We start from the raw sequence: 19,522 nt of genomic DNA, 5'->3' as shown, positions 1-19,522 counted from the left end.
ACGTCGGCGTGCCACGGGCGGTGGCCCGGCGAGGTCGCCGGGCCACCGTAACGGGTCGTGTTCAGATGGACGCGAGGGTGTAGTTCCCGTCGCACGTCTTCGTGTCGACGTTCTTGGCGGTGAGGTGGACCTCCCGTTCGACGGTGCCGTTGCTGTTGATCACCTGGACGTCGTGGGAACCCGTCAGCTCCAGCTCGCAGCCGAGGCTCGGCTGCACCCCCGGCACGAACGCGGTCGCCGCGGGAGCGTTGTTCCAGTGTTCGGTACGCTGCCAGTTGGGGGCGAGTGCGCCGATCGACCAGGAGTGTTCGATCGGAGTCGAGCCGAGCACGACGTCACCCTGGCAGGTGATGCTGCCGACATTCTTCACCTCGTAGGCCAGGTCGAAGACCGTCGCGACATCGCCCTGGAAGCGGTGCGTGTACCGGACGCGAGTGACTTCGAGCTTGCACGGGTCGCTACTCGTGGACCCGGAGGGCAACAGGCCCAGCCGGTAGATCTTCCAGTCGTCAATGGCGATCTCCGCGAACTGCTTCGTCGCGCCGGGCGCGATGCCGCCGGTCGACCTGACGATCTCGCCAGGGATCCGGTACACAATGACGTTCGCCGCGCAGGCGATGGAGCCGATGTTCTGGATGGTGTACCAGAAGTCTTTGTTTCCCTCCGGACGCTGCTCGTTCCAGACGCGGGTGACCTGGAAACGGCAGGCGTTGGAGGTGCCCGCACCGACCGGTGAGAGGCTGACGTGGTAGGCGTGGTCGGTCAGGACGTTCCGCCAGACAGCGTTCCTCGTTGCGCCGGCGGCCAGCGTGCCGGTGAACCACGTGTGCGCCACCGTCCCGGACGTGGCCGCGGCGGTTTGCCCGGGGGACGCCTGGGCCGCGGCGGGCCTGGCCATCGCGGCGGATGAGTGCAGACCCACTACGGCCAAGGTGGACAGTACGGCGGACAGAAGCACCGGAAGCGATCGGCGCATGATGCTCTCCTCTCGACAGGTGCCGCGCGTGTGGAGCCGCGGGTGGCACCTGTCCATGCTGCGATCGGCCGGTGCCACGAAATGGGCCACTTGCGGCTCACTCGGCGAGGACCACTGCGGCAGGCAACCCATTGGACCGGCCAGGCGCGACGGAAGGAAGCCTTTGGCGTTGGGGCCGGGCCAGGACACGGCTGCTTGTCCGGCCCCGGAATACGGCAGGATGGCTGCGTGACCGCTTCGTCCCGTCTGTCGCAGGCCACCCTGGACGCGGTGCTCGAGCGGCTGACCTATGTCAACGAGGAGACCGGCTACACCGTCGCCCGCGTCGCCACCGACCGCAGCAACGACCTGCTGACGGTGGTGGGTGCGTTGTTGGGCGCGCAGCCGGGGGAGAGCCTGCGGCTGCGCGGCCGGTGGTCGTCGCATCCGAAGTACGGCCGGCAGTTCGAGGTCGACTCCTACACCACCGTGTTGCCGGCGACGATCCAGGGCATCCAGCGCTACCTCGGTTCAGGACTGGTCAAGGGCATCGGGCCGGTGTTCGCCGAACGGATCGTCGCGCACTTCGGCCTGGACACCCTGAGAATCATCGAGGAAGAGCCGGCACGGCTGGTCGAGGTGCCCGGTTTGGGACCGAAACGCACCGCGAAGATCACGGCGGCGTGGGAGGAACAGAAGGCCATCAAGGAGGTGATGGTCTTCCTGCAGGGCGTCGGCGTCTCGACGTCCCTGGCGGTACGGATCTACAAGCAGTACGGCGACGCGTCCACCGATGTGGTGACGAAGGAGCCGTACCGGCTGGCCGCCGACGTGTGGGGTATCGGGTTCAAGACCGCCGACACTGTCGCCCGGTCGGTGGGGATCCCGCACGACAGCCCGCAGCGGGTCATGGCCGGCCTGCAGTACACGCTCTCCGAGGCCACCGACAACGGCCACTGCTATTTACCCGAGCCGGAGCTGGTCGCCGACGCCACGAAGATCCTCGACGTGCCCGCCGACCTCGTCAGCCGTTGCCTGGACGACCTGGTCGCCGACGAGGGCGTCGTGCGCGAAACCCTCCCGGGCAGCGGCGGAGAGCCGGTGCAGGCGGTGTACCTGGTGCCGATGCACCGCGCCGAGCAGTCCCTCGCCTCCTCGCTGACGCGGCTGCTGAACGGCCGCGCCGACCGGCTACCCCACTTCGCGGGCGTCGACTGGACCAAGGCCCTCACCTGGTTGAGGGCGCGCACCGGCAACGACCTCGCCCCCGAGCAGGAACAGGCCGTCCGACTCGCGTTGACCTCGAAGGTCGCGGTGCTCACCGGCGGACCGGGCTGCGGCAAGAGTTTCACCGTCCGCTCCATCGTCGAACTCGCCGCCGCCAAGAAAGCCAAGGTCACCCTCGTCGCCCCGACCGGACGTGCCGCCAAACGCCTGTCCGAGCTCACCGGTCACCCCGCCGCCACCGTGCACCGGCTGCTGCAGCTACGCCCCGGCGGGGACGCCTCCTACGACCGGGACAACCCCCTCGACGTCGACCTGCTCGTCGTCGACGAGGCCTCCATGCTCGACCTCATCCTCGCCAACAAGCTCGTCAAAGCCGTCCCACCCGGCGCGCACCTGCTCCTCGTCGGCGACGTCGACCAACTTCCCTCCGTCGGCGCCGGCGAGGTCCTGCGGGACCTGCTCACCGCCCCCACCATCCCCCGGGTACGGCTGACCCAGATCTTCCGCCAAGCCACCTAGTCCGGCGTGGTCACCAACGCCCACCGCATCAACGCCGGCCGGCCACCCGTCCTGCAGGGCCTGCCGGACTTCTTCCTGTTCGCCTGTGACGACACCGACGCCAGCGCCGCCCTCACCGTCGACGTCGCCTGTACTCGCATCCCCGCCCGCTTCGGCCTCGACCCCCGTCGGGACGTGCAGGTCCTCACTCCCATGCACCGCGGTCCCGCCGGCGCCGGCGCCCTCAACGGCCTGCTGCAGCAGAAGCTCACCCCACATCGCGAGGGGCAGCCCGAGCGGCGGATGGGCGGGCGGGTGTTCCGCGTCGGCGACAAGGTCACCCAGATCCGCAACAACTACGACAAGGGCCAGGCAGGCGTCTTCAACGGAACCCTCGGCATCGTCACCCACCTCTCGACCGAAGAGCAGACCCTGACGGTACGCACCGACGAGGACGAGACCATCGACTACGACTTCGACGAACTCGACGAACTCGCCCACGCCTACGCCATGACCATCCACCGCTCCCAAGGCTCCGAATACCCCGCCGTCGTCATCCCCCTGACCACCAGCGCCTGGATGATGCTGCAACGCAACCTGCTCTACACCGCCGTCACCCGCGCCAAACAACTCGTCGTCCTCGTCGGCTCCCGCCGCGCCCTCAACGCCGCCGTACGCACCGTCAGCGCCGGCCGCCGCCACACCGCCCTCGACCACCGCCTCGCCACCAGTCGGTAACACGCTCAGCGTCCGCCCGGAGCACGGCTGGCGCCCAGCACCGCGCCGGGCGACGACCACACCTCCCGATCAAATCCGTGCGGCGTCCCGGCAAGTCGGCTTCCAGCCCCTCCCCAGACGTTGGATGGCAGCACGAACGTCGCCTGGATCAACCGCTGCTGCCGCACTGTCCGCGATGACGAGAAGCTGCCCGAACATCGCGTAGGTGTACGGTTCTCCATCGGTCGATGCTTCTGGGAGGCGGTCGCCAGCGCGTACGATTCGGCCGGACGGAGCGACCGTGAGGGCATCGATGACGCGAGGCGGGGCGGAAGCACCCGTGCCTACCGGCACGCTGACAGGCCCATCCGGCGGCCGTCCCGCCCTCACCCCGAGGCGATCGAGGGCAAGTCGGCGTAGCCTCTGCCCGCGACGCCCCCGCCGTCGGTGGTCGGCCCGGAGCAGCGCCATGGTGACCGCGATCGTGGCGGCCTGCGGCAGCGCCGCGCTGCGGGAGGCGGAGCCGCTGGACCCTCCAACGACGTCCGGCAGGGCCACACCCGCTGGTCGGTGTTCTACGCCCCGGCTCCCCACCCCGGGCGCGGCTGACCGCCGCCGCGATCCCGTGGCGGCGGCGGTCAGCGCGTCGTGCCGGTGGGCCGGCGACCGGGGTGATCCCGGCATCCGGCCCACCGTCCCCCTCGATCAGCCCCGACCCGGCACGAAGGTGTAATCCACCCCGCCGACGTCGTAGCTCTCCCCGAGCTTGCGTGCCGGGCCGACCTGGACGACCCGGAGGGTGTACGCCTTCTGCAGCGTCTCGCCGGTGGCGAAGCTCAGCTTCACCACGGGCCGCTCCTCCGGCTTGATCAGCAGGCCCTTGATCTGCGCCCTGTACGGGTCGATGACCTGCACGGAGGTCCTGCCGACCACCTGGATGCCCTCACCCTGCCCACCGGCGGCCCGCCAGCGCTCGAACAGTTCCGGCCCGAGGTCGGCGACGATCTTGGCCCCCGGGACCGGCTCGCCGAGCGGCCGGAACGCGAGATCGAACGGGGCCGGCTCGGCCAGGGCGTTCGCCAGAGCGAACGGCCGGTCGCTGACCACGCCGCCGACCGCCGAGACGGTGTCGGCGTTCTTCCAGGCGATGTTGTTGTTGTACTGCGTGTTGATGGAGGTCGAGGTGCCCTCGAACAGCATCGGGTCGGTCGCCGACTCCCAGCGCAGCAGCAGGCAGAAGTGCCCGAGGGAGGGCACGTTCGGCCACGCGATCGACGTCGTGGTGACCCCGGGCGCGACCGGCAGGCTCTTCGAGCCGATCGGCGTCCAGTGGATCGGCCAGTTCGCGCCGCCACCGGAGGTGGTGTAGTACGCCCTCAGCGTCCCGTTGCTGATTCCGGAACCGTACGGGCCATTGTTCCGCAGGTTCACGAAAATGTAGCTCGTCGACCCGACGACCGGGTTCGTGTGCGAGGCGCACTCGATCGCGGTGGGGCAGATCTTGATGTCCGGGCTGTTGAAGAACGACGAGTAGATGGCACCGTGCGGTTCGTACCCCGTGTCCGACGGGATGTCCTTGATGTAGACGTCGGTGCGGGCGTTCACGGTCATGCCGCCCTTGTCGATCGCCGCTGTGGCGGTGCCGCCAACGGAGAACGCCAGCGCGGCGGTCATCAGGGCGCCGAACAGCAGACGGGCCGTACGCCGCGGGCGTGGACGTGTCAGCGCGATTTCCATGCTGATTCCTTTCGACGGATGGTGGGTCGAATGGCGGAGAATTGTTCCGGTGACCCGGCTCGACCACTGTATGGCAGAGGCCGCCGTAAATGAAACAGCCGAGACTGTCGATTGCTCAAGGGGCGTCCGCATTTGCCGGGGAGGTAGCAATTCCCGGATGCGGCGGAACGTGAATATGAGAATCAGGCGCCGGGAGGTATCAAACGACGGTGGACGCGACTCCTGTACATCTGACCGCCGCCACGCCCGCGCGATCGCCGCCGCCCCGTACGCTGGGGGGCCGTGAGGCAGATCCTGTTCGGCCGGCCGCTGCGCAGCGTGGCCTTCGACGTGGCGGTCTCCGGCTTCGTGGTGCTGGTCGGCCTGTCCGGGGCACTCAAACCGCCCGGCGGCTGGTGGGCCACCGGCGTCGGTGCGGCGATGGCCGCGACTCTGCTGTTCCGGCGCACCCACCCCTCGGCGGTGACGGCGGTGGTCGCCGTGCTCGCCGGAGTCCAGGTGGCCGCCGGCTGGGGACCGTTGGCTTTCGACGTGGCCGTGCTGATCGCCCTGTACAGCGTGGTGAAGTACGCCGACCGGCTGCGCGACGGCATCGTCGCCGGTGTCGTCGCCGCCGTCGGAGTGGTGCTGGCCGCGCTCCAGGTCGAGAACGCCGTGGCCTGGTGGGCCTCGGCGATCTGGTTCGCGCTGGTCACCGGCGCGGTCTGGCTGATGGGGCTGAACGTGCGCACCCGCCGGCTCTACGTGTTCAGCCTGGAGGAACGCGCCGCGACCCTGGAACGGGAGCGGGAGGCCGAGTCCCGCGCGGCGGTGGCCGAGGAACGCACTCGCATCGCCCGTGAACTGCACGACGTGGTGGCGCACAGCATGGCCGTGATGATCGTGCAGGCCGACGGGGCCCGTTACCTGTTCGACCGGGATCCGCAGATCGCTCGGGAGGCGGTGCGGGTGGTCGCCGACACCGGCCGGCAGGCGCTGGAGGAGATGCGCCGACTGGTGGGGGTGCTGCGGGAGACGAGCGCCCCCGAACCGGCGGCCGGGCTGGACGGGGCGGGGCCCGCGGGGCTGTCGGCTGAGCCGGCGCACCGGCGGCCCGCGCTGGTGGAGCTGCCCGAGCTGCTGGACCGGTTCCGCGCCGCCGGGCTGCGCATCGACGCGACGGTCACCGGCGAGCCGCCGGCCCTGCCGCCGGGGCTGGAGCTGACCGTGTACCGGGTGGTGCAGGAGGCGCTGACGAACGCCCTCAAGCACGCCGGGGTCGGCGCGACCGTCGCGCTGAGTCTCGCCCACACCGCCGACGCCGTCGTGGTCCGGGCCGCCGACGACGGGCACGGCCGGCCGGTGGTCCGCCCCGCGCCGTCCAGCGGCCACGGCCTGATCGGCATGCGCGAGCGGGTGACGGTGTACGACGGCAGCCTCACCGTCGGCCCGAGGACGGCCGGGGGGTGGCAGGTCGAGGCGCGACTGCCGCTACCGTCACCGGCGACGGAGGTGATGGCATGACGGTCCGCGTGGTGATCGTGGACGACCAGGCGCTGGTGCGCGCGGGGTTCCGGATGGTGCTGGGCTCCCAGCCTGACCTGACCGTGGTCGGCGAGGCCATCGACGGTGCCGACGCGCTGCGGCTGCTCGACCGCGTCGAGGCCGACGTGGTGGTGATGGACATCCGGATGCCGACCATGGACGGGGTGGAGGCCACCCGGCGGATCTGCGCCGACCGGCCCGGCGGGCGGCCCCGGGTGCTGGTGCTCACCACATTCGACACCGAGGCCGACGCGTTCGCCGCCCTCCAGGCCGGCGCGAGCGGCTTCCTGCTGAAGAACGTGCCACCGGAGGAACTGCTCGCCGCGATCCGGGTGGTCGCCGAGGGTGACTCCGTGGTGGCCCCGTCGATCACCCGCCGGCTGCTCGACCGGTTCGCCGGCCAGCTCGGCCCCGGCCCAGCCGCCGACCCCCGGCTGGCACAGCTCACCGAGCGGGAGCGCGAGATCCTCCTGCTGGTGGCGCAGGGCCTGTCCAACGCGGAGATCGCCGCCCGGGTGCACGTCGCCGAGGCGACCGTGAAGACGCACGTCGGGCGGATCCTGGCCAAGCTGCGACTGCGCGACCGGGTGCAGGCCGTGGTCCTGGCGTACGAGAGCGGCCTGGTCACCCCCGGGGGCTGACGGCGGGTACGACCCGGGTCGTACGGCCAGGCGCCGCCGGGACACCTGCGGGAGCACGGGGACCGAGCGCGCGGGCGGACGCGGCGCGTCGACGCCGCCCATAGCGTCGAGGGCGTACCAGCCACCGCCTTCAGGGGGAGCACCGACGTGTCCGTACCACCTCCCGCGTTTCCCTCCGCCGGCGTCGCGGTCACCGCCCGCACCCTGCGCAAGGAGTACGGCGCCGGCCAGTCCCGCGTCGTCGCCCTCGACGGCGTCGACCTCGACTTCGCCGCCGGCCGGTTCACCGCCATCATGGGCCCGTCCGGCTCCGGCAAGTCCACTCTCATGCACTGCCTCGCCGGCCTGGACCGGCCCACCGCCGGCGCGGTGCGCATCGGCGACGCCGACGTCGGCGGGCTCGACGACCGGCGGCTCACCCTGCTGCGCCGCGACCGCGTCGGCTTCGTCTTCCAGAAGTTCAACCTGCTGCCCGCGCTGACGGCCGAGGAGAACATCGTGTTGCCCCTGGCCATCGCCGGGCGCCGGCCCGACCCGGGCTGGTTGCGGCAGGTGGTCGCCGCCGTCGGGCTGGCCGACCGGCTGCGGCACCGGCCCGCCGAGCTCTCCGGCGGCCAGCAGCAGCGGGTCGCCGTCGCCCGCGCCCTGATCACCAGACCGTGGGTGATCTTCGCCGACGAACCCACCGGCAATCTTGACTCCCGCTCGGGCGCGGAGGTGCTGCGGCTGCTGCGCGAGGCCGTCGACACCCTCGGACAGACCGTGGTGATGGTGACCCACGACCCGTTCGCCGCGAGCCACGCCGACCGGGTGGTCTTCCTCGTCGACGGCCGGCTGGTCCGCGAGTTGGCCGCGCCGACCGCCGAGGCCGTCCTCGACGCGCTCGCCCACCTCGACCCGGCCCCGGCCGGGGCGGGAACGGTGGTCCGGCGATGATCCGCCTGACCCTGCGTACCATGCGCGCCGACGCGCTGCGGCTACTGCTGTCCGCGTTGGCCGTGGTGCTCGGCGTCGCGTTCGTCGCCGGCACCCTGACCCTCACCGACGGGATGAAGCGCGGCGCGTACGACCGGGCCGGCGTCTTCGACCGGCACACCGACCTCGCCGTGTACGCCGGGCGGGGCCCGATTCCGCCCGCCCTTGTGGAGCGGGTGCGCGCGGTGGACGGGGTGAGCGCGGCGGCCGGGGAGCTGACCGGCACCGCCGGGGTCGTCGGCTCCGACGGCCGGCCCGTCCTCGGGTACGCCGTCCTCGCCGCGATCCCCACCGAGGCCACCCTACAGTCGTACGACGTGGTGGCCGGGCGGCTGCCGCAGCGCCCCGGCGAGGTAGTCCTGGACGCGCCGACCGTCGCCGAGGAGGGGTTCGTCCTCGGCGGGCCGGTGAACGTGGGTGGCAGCGGCGCGCAGGCCCGCCCGTACACCCTGGTCGGCACGGTCGACGTGGCTGGCACCTCCCGGGATGTCGGTGGGGCGTTCATCGGCCTGGCCGGGCCCGACGCCCTGGCCGTGTCGCAGCAGGAGGGCTACGGCCGGATCATGGTGGCCGCCGCGCCGGGCGTGCGGGCGGCGGAGCTGGCCAGGCGGGTGGCGGCCGTGGTCGGCGGCGACGTGACGGTGAAGGGGCGGCAGGCGATCCTCGACGCCGCCGTCGACGCGGCGGTCCGCGACCTGAGACAGTTCAACCTGCTCCTGCTCACCTTCGCGGCGGTGGCTGTGGTGGTGGCCGGGTTCGTCATCGCCAACACCTTCGCCATCGTGCTCGCCCAGCGCACCCGGCGCACGGCGCTGCTGCGGCTGGTCGGCGCGACCCGGGGGCAGGTGTTGCGGGCGACCCTGCTGGAGGCGGCGTTGACCGGGCTGGCCGCCTCGGCGCTCGGCGTGGCGGCCGGCGCCGGCCTCGCCGTCGGCCTGGACGCCCTGCTTTCCGCGTTCGACGTGCCGATGTCCGGCGGCGGGATCGCGGTCACCGCGCCGACCGTGCTGTTCTGCCTGCTGCTGGGCACCGCGCTCACCGTGGGCTCCGCGGCCGTGCCCGCCTGGCGGGGCACCGGGGTCGCGCCGGTGGCCGCGCTCGCCGACGCGGCGGTGCAGCCCACCCGCCGGGCCGGCCGGGTCCGGCTGGCCGTGGGCGGGCTGGTGCTCGCCGCCGGGGTGGCGGCGCTGGCGTCGGCCGGGGCCGTCGGTCAGGTGCCACTGGTCGCGGCCGGCGGGGTGCTGGCGTTCTTCGGCATCGTGCTGTTCGGGCCGGTGCTGGTGCCGGGGCTGGTGCGGATGCTCGGCGCGCCGGCGCGCCGGCTGTTCGGGGCGACCGCCGGCCTGGCCGTGGCCAACGCCGTGCGCAACCCGCGCCGGATCGCCTCGACCGCCACCGCCCTGGTCATCGGCATCGGCCTGGTGTCCGCGTTCGTGGTCGGAGCGGGCAGCGTCAAGGCCGGCATCGAGCGGGCCGTGGACAAGCGGATCGGCGTCGACTTCCTGGTCGTCGGCGTGGGCGGGCACCTGCCCCGGCCGCTCGTCGACGAGTTGGCCGCCCGCGGCGAGCTGGGCGTCGTGCACGAGCGGCGCAGCCGGATCAGCGACGGGATCGAACTGCGGGCCGCCCACCCGGCGCTGGTCGGGCGCACCCTGACCGCTGTGGACGCCGGCGACGCCGACCGGTTGGGGCCGGGCCGGGTGCTGGTGCACCGCGAGCTGGCCCGGGCGCGGGGTTGGGCGGTCGGCGACAGCGTCACCCTGGCAGGGCGGCCGTTCACGGTGGCCGCCGTCGTCGCCGACGACGGGCCCGCGCTGGTCGGCAGCACGGTCCCGGCCGGGCACGTGGTCGACGTGGCCGACGCCGACTTCGCCCGCCTCTTCCCGACCGAGCGCGGCTTCCTCGCCGAGGTCGACCCGGCCGCCGGGGTGCCCCTGCAGCGGGCCCGGGAGGCCGTCGAGTCGGTGGTGGCCCGGTACCCGACGGTGAACCTTATGGACCAGGCGGCGTACAAGAGCTCCCTCACCGGCACGGTCGACCTGCTGCTGGCGTTCGTCGTCGCCCTGCTCGGCCTGGCCGTGGTCATCGCTCTGGTCGGGGTCGCCAACACGCTCAGCCTGTCGGTGGTGGAGCGCACCCGGGAGAACGCCGTGCTGCGCGCGGTCGGGCTGACCCGGGGCCGGATGCGGGCGATGCTCGCCGTCGAGGCGGTGCTGGTGGCGCTGGTCGGCGCAGCGCTTGGGGTGGGTCTCGGCATCGGCGTCAGCGCGGCTGCGATGGCGGTGGTCGCCCGCCTCAGCGGCGAGTTCACGCTGGTGCTGCCGTGGGGGCGGCTCGGGTTGGTCCTCGTGGTCGCGGCGCTGGCCGCAATGGCCGCGTCCGTTCTGCCGGCCCGCCACGCCCTCGCCCGCCCGATCGTGGAATCCCTGGGAGCGGATTGAGAAGGACGGGCCCCTGTTGACGGTTCCGTTGGTGGAGACAGTTTGTCGGGGTGATCTGGGGCAGAGGCTTTGCCCGCACCGGCGGCGCCCACCCCGCGGTCGTGCCGTCGGCGGAGAGCTCGGGGACCAGTGGCGCCACGGCCGGAGCCCGGTTGATGGTCGCGACCGCCCCGGCGGGGAGGGGCGGCGCGCGCCGCCTGGCCGTGCGCGTCCCAGATCGCCTGGCGGAGGGCCTTGGCCGTGGTCAGCTCTGGTCGTCACGGGGGCCGTCATGACCGCGCTCAGCGGCGGCTGGGACGGCCATAAGCCTGGGTCGGCAGGTTTGTGGAGGGTCTCGAACACGCGTACCGGCCCTCCCCGCCCGTGTGGGCGAAGTCCAGGCAGACAGCGCCGATGTCGAACCAGAACCACCCTCCTTCGGGTCGAGCAACACCCGTCCGGCATCCCTCTCATGTAGCCACCATGACCAGTGTCCCAAGAGGCACGTTTTGACTGGTTCATCCAGCGAGGAAGGCAGCACATGGGTGTACGGCACATCAACCCGGAGGGACTGCACCGCAACGCGACCTTCAGCCAGGCCGTCGTGGTCGAAAAGCCGACGAAGACGATCTACATCGGCGGACAGGACGGCGTCGACGCGAACGGCAAGGTTGTCGGTTCCGCCGCCGGGGAGCAGGTTGGCAGGTGTTCCGCAACCTCGCGACCATTGTGGAGAGCGAGGGGGCGAGCCTGGCGAACATCGTGCACTGGACCATTCGCCGTGGTGGAATGTCACTCGTTCGACGAGGGTGTGGCCGCCTTCCGGCAGGTGTGGAACCCCGCCGACCCGCCGCCGGTCATCACGGTCCATGTCGTGGCCAGCTTGAATCCCGGTTTTGTCGTCGAGATCGACGCCGTCGCCGTCGTGTGACACGCCGGAGGTGTTTCTGGGATTGAGCGCCTGACCCGCTCGCGAACGCGTTGTACCCAAATGATGTGCAAACGCGCCGAATGGCGCTGCATCGGCGTCTTCCCAGAACTCCATGGCATCCGCGAGCAGGGCGGCATCGACCTTTCTTTATCTTTCCTCGGGCTCCTGGTAGAAGTGAAACATGCCCGCACGAGGTGCCACATCACTGTTGGATGCAAGCGAATCGCTACCTGCTGGCTCGCGGCTGTCGCACGGAGCCCGCCTCGCCGAGGTGGACGCCGCCTCGAGCCCCGAGATCGGCCCAAAACCGGCATCTGTCGCCGCCGACAGTGTGACCCCAGTCGGGTGAGCACACCCGCCGAGGTCGACCGCCTGCTCAGCGCCGCCGACGAGATCACCGCGCGGGCCGGTCTCGGCCCGGATACCCGGGCGGCCGTCGATCGGGCCGTTGCCGCCGCCCGTGGTCTCGGCGATCCGGGGCGTCTGCTGCATGCCCTCGGCCGCGCCACCCTCAACCTCGCGCTCGAACGGTTCGCCGACGGCGGCGACGTCACCGAGGTCCGGGAGCAGGCCGAGGAGGTCATCGCGCTCGCCGGCGATCTGCTCGACGATCCGGCCCGGTATGCCGACGCCGTGTTCCGCACCGCGCAGGCGGGCCAGATCCTGGCCGCCACCGGGCTCGCCGATCGCGGGCGCGATGTCGTCGAGCGGGTGTGGCGGGCGGTCGCGCCCCGGTCCGCCTACGCCCTCGACGCCCGCCGCGCTCGGGCCGCGGCACTGACTGCGCTGGTCACCATGCGACTCGAAGCGGACCCCACCGGCCTGGGACCGCTCGCCGCCGAGATGGTCGACCTGCAGCGCGGGCTCGCCCTCGACACCGGGGAGGCGGCCTCCGTGATCGACCTGACGGACGCCCTCGGGATCTTCGCGCGGGTAGCCGGGGTGCTGGGGCGGCCGGACCTGATGCGGGTGGCGCTGACCGAACAGTACTCGCTGGCGCAGATGTTCCAGGGCCCGCGAGCGCAGGAGCGACTGGAGCGGATCATGGCGTCGCTGGCGGAGCTGCACCGGGCCGCGCCGGAAATCCCGGTGGTGGTGCCAGGCTCGGGTGCATGGCGGATACGCGGCTCCTACCTGGATCTGCTGGCCGAGCCCGCGCCGGCCGGCGTGAACACCGGCGGGTTCGCGGCGCGGCTGGCGGCGGAGTCGCGGTTGGCCGGCCCGGCACCCGGCGGCCGCCCGCCCGCCGACCCGTCGGTGATCGCCGGCTGCGCCGCCCGGCTCGATCGCGGAATCACTCTGGCCGCTGCGGACCGGATCGCCGAGGCCGACCGCGTCCTCGCCGAGCTCGCCGACGAGCTGAGTCTGTACGACGGGGCGACGTCGGACCCGGTCCGGCAGGACGTCCGGCGCCTCTGGTCCGCAGCCCTCTACGAGCGGGCGATGCTCCGGCATCGGCTCGGCCACTCCGACGACGCCTGGGACCTCGCCTGGCTGTCCGTGGTCGTCGCCGTCCGGCGGCACGAGGGCCTGGTACGCGCGACCGCCATCGAACGGGAGGCGCTGGCCGACGCGGCCACCCACATGGTCGACGCCGCCTCGGTCGCCGACGCCGCCGGACGCCCCGAGGACCAGATCATGCTGCTGTCCGAGGCGGTCGACCGCTGCGCGGACGCGACCGACCCACGGCTGCGTCGAATCCTCGGCACGGCCCTGCACAACCTCGCCGCCGCGCTGCGCGAACGCCCGGAGGCCGCGATGCCCCTGGCCGAACGCGCCTGCGCCGTCCGTCATGAGCTGGCCGGACGGGACGACGAGCGCGCGGTCCGGGAGTACGCGAACACGCTGCTGCTCGCCGCTGACCTCGCCGTCGACCGGCAGGACTGGCAGGTCGCCGTCGATCGTCTCGCCGCAGCCGGGCCGCTGCTGGTCGCCCTGCGGACGTACCCGGAAGCGATGGCCGGACACGCAGGACAGCTCGCCGCCGAGGCCGCCGCCCGGGCACCGGAGCTGGTGGACCGGGCCCGCGCCAGCGGCTCCTGGCCCTATCGGACCCCGCAGGCGTAGCGCCTACACGTTCCGCACGAACCACCGCGGCGGGCTGGGCCAGGGTCTGCCGCCCCGGCCGAGCTCGCCCAACTGCTCGGTCAGCACGCCGGAGCCGCTCGACGTGCGGTCGCGCCGACGACCGGGGCCGTGGTGGCGGTGTCAGGGGGAAGCCGTCAACGGGTGTTACCGCAGGAGAGCGGTGGGCACCGTGAGGCCCTCCGAGGCGTAGAGGGTCGTGATGGCGTCGGGATCATCGGTGGCGCAGACTGCGGCGATCGTGTCGATGAGTTCGTCGTACTCGGGGCCGGTGTCGCCCTGGTAGGAGGCCGCCATCCGTCCCCACTCGTCCCACGGCAGCATCTCGACCTTGTTCAGCGCGGCGAGATCCCTGATCGCGTTTCCCCGGATCTCGGCCGGCCCCCAGTTCTCGGTGCCGTACACGCCGAAGGTCGCCGCATCGATGTGCCCCTGCCGGAAGGCCGCCCACGCCTCACCTCCGGTGAGGAACTCGTCGGCGGCGAGGTCTTCGGGTTTCCCAACGAGGGAGCCGCCCAGAATCTCGGCGTCGATCCGCACCCAGCGGCCGTCCCGGCGGTACTCGGTGATCCAGTGGTCTCTGCCCTGGCCAGGTTGGAAGTACGTGGCGAACCCGCAGCGGGCTCGGGCCGCTATCCCGCGGTAACGCAGCAAGGCACAGCTGAGCACGGCGAAGTGCCGGCACGTGCCGATGACCCGCCGCGCGGGGTCGCGTGTGACGGTCAGCGGGGCCGCGTCGAGGGCGAGCAGGGCACCGATCACACCGTTGGCGGGGCGGAGCTGGTTCTCGGCGAACCGGTCGTCGGGCACGCCCAGGCCCTTCGCGTCAGTCGGCTGGACGACGAGATCGTGAACAAGGCGGCAGATCTCCACGGCCTCGCGCGGGAGAGTCGCCAGCGCAGGCTCATGGATGGTGTCGATCGTCGTCAGTGGACCGGCCACCGCGAAATCGATCGTCCTTGCCATGTCGGGCATCGTAGGCGCCGCCACGAAGATCTGCTGTCCTGCTGACCAGCGACCGCCTCGCGAGCACCACCGGTCCTGGGGCCATGCCTGGCGACGAGGGACCGGTCCGATGACCAGCAGAACAGCTATCCACGGTTACTGGACCGGCCCGCACGACATCCGCATCTGCCGCCGAGTGACCGTCAGGTTCCGTGACGTACCCGCGGAATCGGGCGGCCGGAGTGTCGATGCCCGTGACGTTCTGATTGTTGCCGACAGTTCATCGATGCCGGGCGATGAATGCGAACTCGCGGCCCGGGTGCTCCGGTGCCTCGCGCCCGTCGCGGATGGGGTAGCCGCTGGTGGCCAGGCTCGATGCGACTTCGTCGTGGGTGCGAAAGCGCGGGGTCGAGTCCGACGTGACGACCTCGCCGTCGGCCGGGAACCGGTAGGTGCGTCGGAAGGAGGCGAACGGGAGGCTGACGTCGGTGACCGTGAGGTGGTGCTCGGTGGCGGAAGGTCACGCGCACGTGGACGGGTAGCCGGGGCCGCCGAACTTGAGCGGCGGCCCCGGCGGCAACAGGCCGTCGACAATCCTCTGGCAGAGGCTGTGACCGAGATCAGCGGATGAAGGTGATGTCCGGGTGTTTCGGTGATGGGCCGTCGAGCAGTGGCTGGGCTCGCTGGCGCAGGTGCTGGTCGAAGAACGCGGCGACGTAGGCGCGTTGTGAGGTGATGATCCGGCTCGGGTCAACGGTGCCGATCGAGCCGGCCACCACGCCTTCGCGCAGCGTGAACACCGCGTCGAGTTGGGGCAGCAGCGCCTGGTGGTCGGTGAAGCTGAAGTGCTCGCCGTCCGGGACGTACAGGTCGAGTTTCCAACCGGTCGAGTTTGCCCAGAACGTCCGCCACTCCACGGCTTCGAGGTGGGTGTGTGGCTTGCCGCCGCTGAGGCCGGCACCCAACAGCAAGAAGGGCCGGTCCAACCCGCGGGTGACCACGTCGCCGAAATCGCTGTTGCCGCTGCCGTACGCCATGCTGCCGTCCAGATCGGCTCCAACGTCCAGCCGCCGGTCGACGAGCATTGCCTCGGCTGCGGTGAAGCCTCCGCCGGAGTGCCCGAACATGCCGGCGCGGGACAGGTCGAGCGCCGCGCCGAGGCCACGTGGAAGCCGCCGCCTGCCCGCGTCGGGGTTACCACCAGCGGCGAGGACAGCGAGTTGGTCGAGGAGGAACCGGGTGTCCCGCACGCGGGTGCGGATCATCGTGCGACCCACCTCCGTGGGTGCCAGGTCGGGTAGGCGTTGGGTCTCCAGACGTCCACCGGGGAACTCCACACCGAGCGTCTCGTAGGTGTGGTCGACCGTCACCACCACGTATCCACGGCTGGCCAGTTCTTCGACGAGGATCGTTCCCTCGGCACGGAACCGTTCGGCGCCGGGTGAGTACACGACGACCGGAAAACCACTGTGGGTGGCGAGCGCCGGCGCGCCCTTGCGGGCATGGGTGGCCAGGCCCGCCCAGCTGACCTGCCCGGCGTCGATGCCGAGCGTCGCGGCGAGGTCCTCGTCGTACAGCTTCGCCGCGAGGGGCGGCAGGTATGGAGCCAGTGGTTCGCGGCCCGCCGGCCGGGCCGGGTACCACACGGTGGCCATGAGTTCGCGTGGCCGGCCGCTCACCCACGGGTCGGTCCGGTCACGGTCGACGAGGTGGAGTTCGGTGGCGCCGACCGGGTACGGGCCGGTGGGCGCGGGCAGGCTGAGTCGCAGTGGTGTGCTCGATGACGGCGTCGATGCCGGGGCGGTCTGTCCGATCGCCACCGGCATCGCTGACGCGATCGCGGCCGAGACCACAACCGCTGCGCCGCCCTGCAGCCACCGTCGGGAATGTGTGCGCATGCCGCAAGCCTCACCCGCATCGCCGCACGGCCGGATCTGGCGAACGTCATCGAGTCGGCCCTGAGGATTCTCAGGGCCGATGGGTATCTTTGGTGCACTGCGGACGGCCCGCCGAGCTTTGTAGCGTCCAGCGCATGATCGAAATCCTCGAGTCGGCGATCACCTCGCCATGGGTCTATCTCGCGTTGTTCGCCATCGCCGCGCTCGATGGATTCTTTCCGGTCGTGCCGGCGGAGACGATGGTGATCACCGCCGGGGTGTTCGCCGCCAACGGCGCACCCGACCTGGTCGCGGTCATCGTGGTGGCCGCGCTCGGCGCGTTCGTCGGCGACCACATCTCCTACCAGATCGGCCGCCGGGCTGGCGCGGGCATGGTGCACCGGCTCCGGCCGGGGGGTCGCCGCCGGGCCGCCTTCGACTGGGCGGCGAACGCCCTCGCCGTACGCGGTGGGCTGCTGCTCGTCGTTGCCCGTTACATTCCCGGTGGGCGGACCGCGGCGACGATGACCACCGGCGCGGTGGCGTACCCCCGACGGAGCTTCGCGCTGTTCGCCGCGCTCGCCGCCGGATCGTGGGGTCTGTACTCCGCGCTGGTCGGGTACCTCGGTGGAACCGCGTTCGAGCACGACAAGATCAAGGGCCTGCTCTTCGGGCTGGGGCTCGCGGCCGGCGTCACGGTGCTGGTGGAGGCCGGCCGGTGGCTGCACCGGGGCGGGATGTCGTACTCAGCTTCCGAAATCGTTGTCGACCAGGCCGGCCTCGTAGGCGACGATGGCCGCCTGCACCCGGTTTCTCACCTGCAGCCGGGACAGGATCGTGCTGACGTAGCTCTTCACGGTTCCCTCGACGAGAAAGAGCCGCCGCGAGATCTCTAGGTTGGAAAGGCCGGCACCGAGCAGCGCGAGCACCTCACGCTCGCGCTGGGTCAGGCCGGCCACCCGGGCACGGGCGGTGCCACGGGTCAACGATCCCGCGCTGACCTCGGTGAGGATCCGCCGCGCCACCTTCGGCGACAGGTACGCCGCACCGGCCGCGACCGCGCGGACGCCCGCGACCAGGTCCCGGGGATCGGCCGCCTTCAGCAGAAAACCACTGGCCCCTGCTGCGAGCGCCCGTGCCACGTAGTCCTCCTCGTCGAACGTGGTGAGCATGGCCACCGCCGTCTCCGGCACAACGCGGCGCAGCTCCTCCGCGGCGGCGAGCCCGTCCATCCCGGTCATCCGGATGTCCAGCAGTAAGACGTCGGGCCGGTGCCGGCGGGCCAACTCGATGGCCGTGCGACCGTCGCCGGCCTCGGCGACGACCTCAATCCCGTCGTCGGACGCCAGGATTGCCCGCGCTCCGGCGCGGATCATCGGCTCGTCATCGGCGATCAGCACCGTGATCATCGCACCGTCCCGGCGACCACCGTCTTGTCAACCAGCCGGCCGTCAACGAAACACAGCCGGTACACGTCGATCGGTCCAGCGAACAGGTCCCGCGTCACCCGGTAGTACTCGCACCGGGCGCCCGCCGGCACGGGTGGCTCCGGCACGTCGGGCCGCCCATCCACCTGCTGCGGCGGCAGTTGGGCGGCGATGTCCGGCCGCTGCTGGCCAACGCGCAGCGCGTCGTAGGCGGCAGGTGCGAGGAAGGAGTGCTTGACCTCGTACCCGCGTATACCGAACATCAACATCAGCACCACCGTCCCGATCGAGCCGGGCACGGCGACCGCGGCCGCCATGCCGCGACGGGCAGCCCTGCGCACCTGCGACAGGTGCCGCGTGGAGTCCGAGTCTTCGCTCTCGTCGGCGCCACGGCCGGTCGGGAGGCCGGCGTACGGCAGTTCCGCGACGACCTCGTAACCGCCGTCCCGGGCGCCGGCACGCAGTGCCCCACCGACCAGCCGAGCCCGCTCCCGCAGTCCCGGCAGGCCCTGCCCGCCGCCGACTGCGGCCGGCGGCGCACCGACACTCGGACGGCCATTGGTAACCGTGACGGTCAAGGCCGCTGCGCCGTACGTCAACCGCACCGTGACCGCCGCTCCGGGCGCATGCTTCACAGCGTTGGTCAGCGCCTCCCGCACCACCCGGTGCGCCGTCCGGTCCACAGCCGCCGGCACGGCGCCGGCCACGCCGGTGGTGACGAGCTCGACCCGCGCCCCGGACGCCCGCGAACGCGCGACGAGCTCCGCGACGGTTCCTCCCCGAGGCTCGACCGGTGCCGGGTTACTCTCGTCACGCAGCACGCCGACGATCTCCCGGAGTCGTTCGGTGGCCTCGACCGAAGCCGCCCGCAGCTCACCGAGCACGCTCCGGTACGGCTCGGCCAGGCCGCGATCCAGCTCCAGCGCGCCCGCGCGCATCGCGATCAGACTCAGCTCGTGACCGAGCGAGTCGTGCATGTCCCGGGCGATCCGCGTCCGCTCACGTAACCGGGCCTCCCGAGCCACCAGCGACCGCTCCCGCTCAAGCTGCTCGGCGCGCTGCCAGCCGGCCGCCGCCAGCAGCGCGCGCAGTTGGCGGTACCGCCCAGCCAACCACGGCAACACGCCGAAGAACAACAACGTCACCGCGACGTTGAGCCAGCCCCAGACCTCGTCCATCGCCGCCGCGATCGCCAACCCCGCCATCGCGACGACCGAGAAGACCGCCGCGGCCGGAACCGTGGCGCTCACCCGCCGGCCCGCCGACAGCCCCGCCACAGCGGACACCAGCACCGGCCACACCTCTGACTCGGACGGTTCCCAAAGCTGGACCAGATTCGCCGCGGCACCGACCAGGAGCGCCCAACCCGGCCACCGCCGGCCGGTGACGACCACGAGACCCGACCACGCCACGCCGGCCGCGACCTGGCTCCACCGCGGCGCCGAGTCCGCGACAACCGCCGCGACCAACGCCAACCACAGCAGGACATCCACCACAGCTGCCCGATGGCGAGGGGATGATCCAAACATCCGGCCAGCGTACGACGCCCCTGGCAGAATCAGC

12 protein-coding genes and 2 pseudogenes are annotated in these 19,522 nt (G+C 71.8%); 8 read left to right on the top strand and 6 right to left on the bottom strand.

The window, feature by feature from the left end; genetic code table 11:
• Positions 1–61 precede the first annotated feature (61 nt).
• On the bottom strand, positions 62–1,165 hold the full coding sequence (locus E1165_RS02355; RefSeq protein ID WP_132387197.1) for a hypothetical protein: 1,104 nt from the start codon (positions 1,163–1,165) through the stop codon (positions 62–64).
• Positions 1,166–1,204: 39 nt separating this feature from the next.
• Here E1165_RS02355 and E1165_RS02350 point away from each other — a divergent pair.
• Positions 1,205–3,418: pseudogene (locus E1165_RS02350) on the top strand (ATP-dependent RecD-like DNA helicase).
• Between the two features lie 684 nt (positions 3,419–4,102).
• Here the strand turns inward: E1165_RS02350 and E1165_RS02345 are convergent.
• The gene (locus E1165_RS02345) at positions 4,103–5,134 is read right to left on the bottom strand and encodes a hypothetical protein (protein ID WP_132387195.1); all 1,032 of its coding nucleotides are present in this window, start codon (positions 5,132–5,134) and stop codon (positions 4,103–4,105) included.
• 282 nt (positions 5,135–5,416) lie between these two features.
• Here E1165_RS02345 and E1165_RS02340 point away from each other — a divergent pair, with 282 nt between their 5' ends.
• The 6 genes from E1165_RS02340 (at position 5,417) to E1165_RS02315 (ending at position 13,692) form a co-directional block, all read left to right on the top strand.
• Positions 5,417–6,637, top strand: a complete 1,221-nt coding sequence (locus E1165_RS02340) for a sensor histidine kinase (protein WP_132387193.1) — start codon at positions 5,417–5,419, stop codon at positions 6,635–6,637.
• Positions 6,634–7,299 carry a response regulator transcription factor gene (locus E1165_RS02335; RefSeq protein WP_132387191.1) on the top strand — a complete coding sequence of 222 codons (666 nt, stop codon included), beginning with the start codon at positions 6,634–6,636 and terminating at the stop codon, positions 7,297–7,299. The genes E1165_RS02340 and E1165_RS02335 overlap by 4 nt, the downstream gene beginning before the upstream one ends.
• 147 nt (positions 7,300–7,446) lie before the next feature.
• Positions 7,447–8,235 (top strand): ABC transporter ATP-binding protein, encoded by a 789-nt coding sequence (locus E1165_RS02330; protein ID WP_132387189.1) that lies wholly within the window; start codon positions 7,447–7,449, stop codon positions 8,233–8,235.
• Positions 8,232–10,715, top strand: a complete 2,484-nt coding sequence (locus E1165_RS02325; protein ID WP_132387187.1) for an ABC transporter permease — start codon at positions 8,232–8,234, stop codon at positions 10,713–10,715. Before E1165_RS02330 ends, E1165_RS02325 begins: the two co-directional genes overlap by 4 nt.
• A 520-nt stretch (positions 10,716–11,235) precedes the next feature.
• Complete coding sequence (locus E1165_RS02320) at positions 11,236–11,625, top strand: RidA family protein (protein WP_132387185.1); 390 nt, start codon at positions 11,236–11,238, stop codon at positions 11,623–11,625.
• Positions 11,626–11,970: 345 nt separating this feature from the next.
• Entirely contained in the window at positions 11,971–13,692 is a 1,722-nt protein-coding gene (locus E1165_RS02315; RefSeq protein WP_132387183.1) for a hypothetical protein, read from the top strand.
• A 165-nt stretch (positions 13,693–13,857) separates the two neighbouring features.
• Here E1165_RS02315 and E1165_RS02310 read toward each other — a convergent pair whose 3' ends face one another.
• A complete protein-coding gene (locus tag E1165_RS02310) occupies positions 13,858–14,676 on the bottom strand; it encodes a transglutaminase domain-containing protein (protein WP_132387181.1) in 819 nt (272 codons plus the stop codon).
• Positions 14,677–15,275: 599 nt separating this feature from the next.
• The gene (locus E1165_RS02305; protein WP_243704554.1) at positions 15,276–16,481 is read right to left on the bottom strand and encodes a lipase; all 1,206 of its coding nucleotides are present in this window, start codon (positions 16,479–16,481) and stop codon (positions 15,276–15,278) included.
• Between the two features lie 206 nt (positions 16,482–16,687).
• Between E1165_RS02305 and E1165_RS02300 the strand changes: the two are divergent.
• Positions 16,688–17,257: pseudogene (locus E1165_RS02300) on the top strand (DedA family protein); the annotation flags it as partial.
• A gap of 21 nt (positions 17,258–17,278) precedes the next feature.
• On the opposite strand, the gene E1165_RS02295 reads toward E1165_RS02300, so the two are convergent.
• Together E1165_RS02295 and E1165_RS02290 are read right to left on the bottom strand one after the other, a co-directional pair.
• On the bottom strand, positions 17,279–17,941 hold the full coding sequence (locus tag E1165_RS02295; protein ID WP_132387177.1) for a response regulator transcription factor: 663 nt from the start codon (positions 17,939–17,941) through the stop codon (positions 17,279–17,281).
• Positions 17,938–19,452, bottom strand: a complete 1,515-nt coding sequence (locus E1165_RS02290) for a histidine kinase (protein WP_132387175.1) — start codon at positions 19,450–19,452, stop codon at positions 17,938–17,940. The genes E1165_RS02295 and E1165_RS02290 overlap by 4 nt, the downstream gene beginning before the upstream one ends.
• Positions 19,453–19,522: the final 70 nt, after the last annotated feature.

This window comes from Micromonospora sp. KC723 (assembly GCF_004348595.1).
Classification (GTDB): domain Bacteria; phylum Actinomycetota; class Actinomycetes; order Mycobacteriales; family Micromonosporaceae; genus Micromonospora.
The sequence above is the reverse complement of the archived record's forward strand: the minus strand, read 5'-3'. Positions and strand labels throughout refer to the sequence as shown.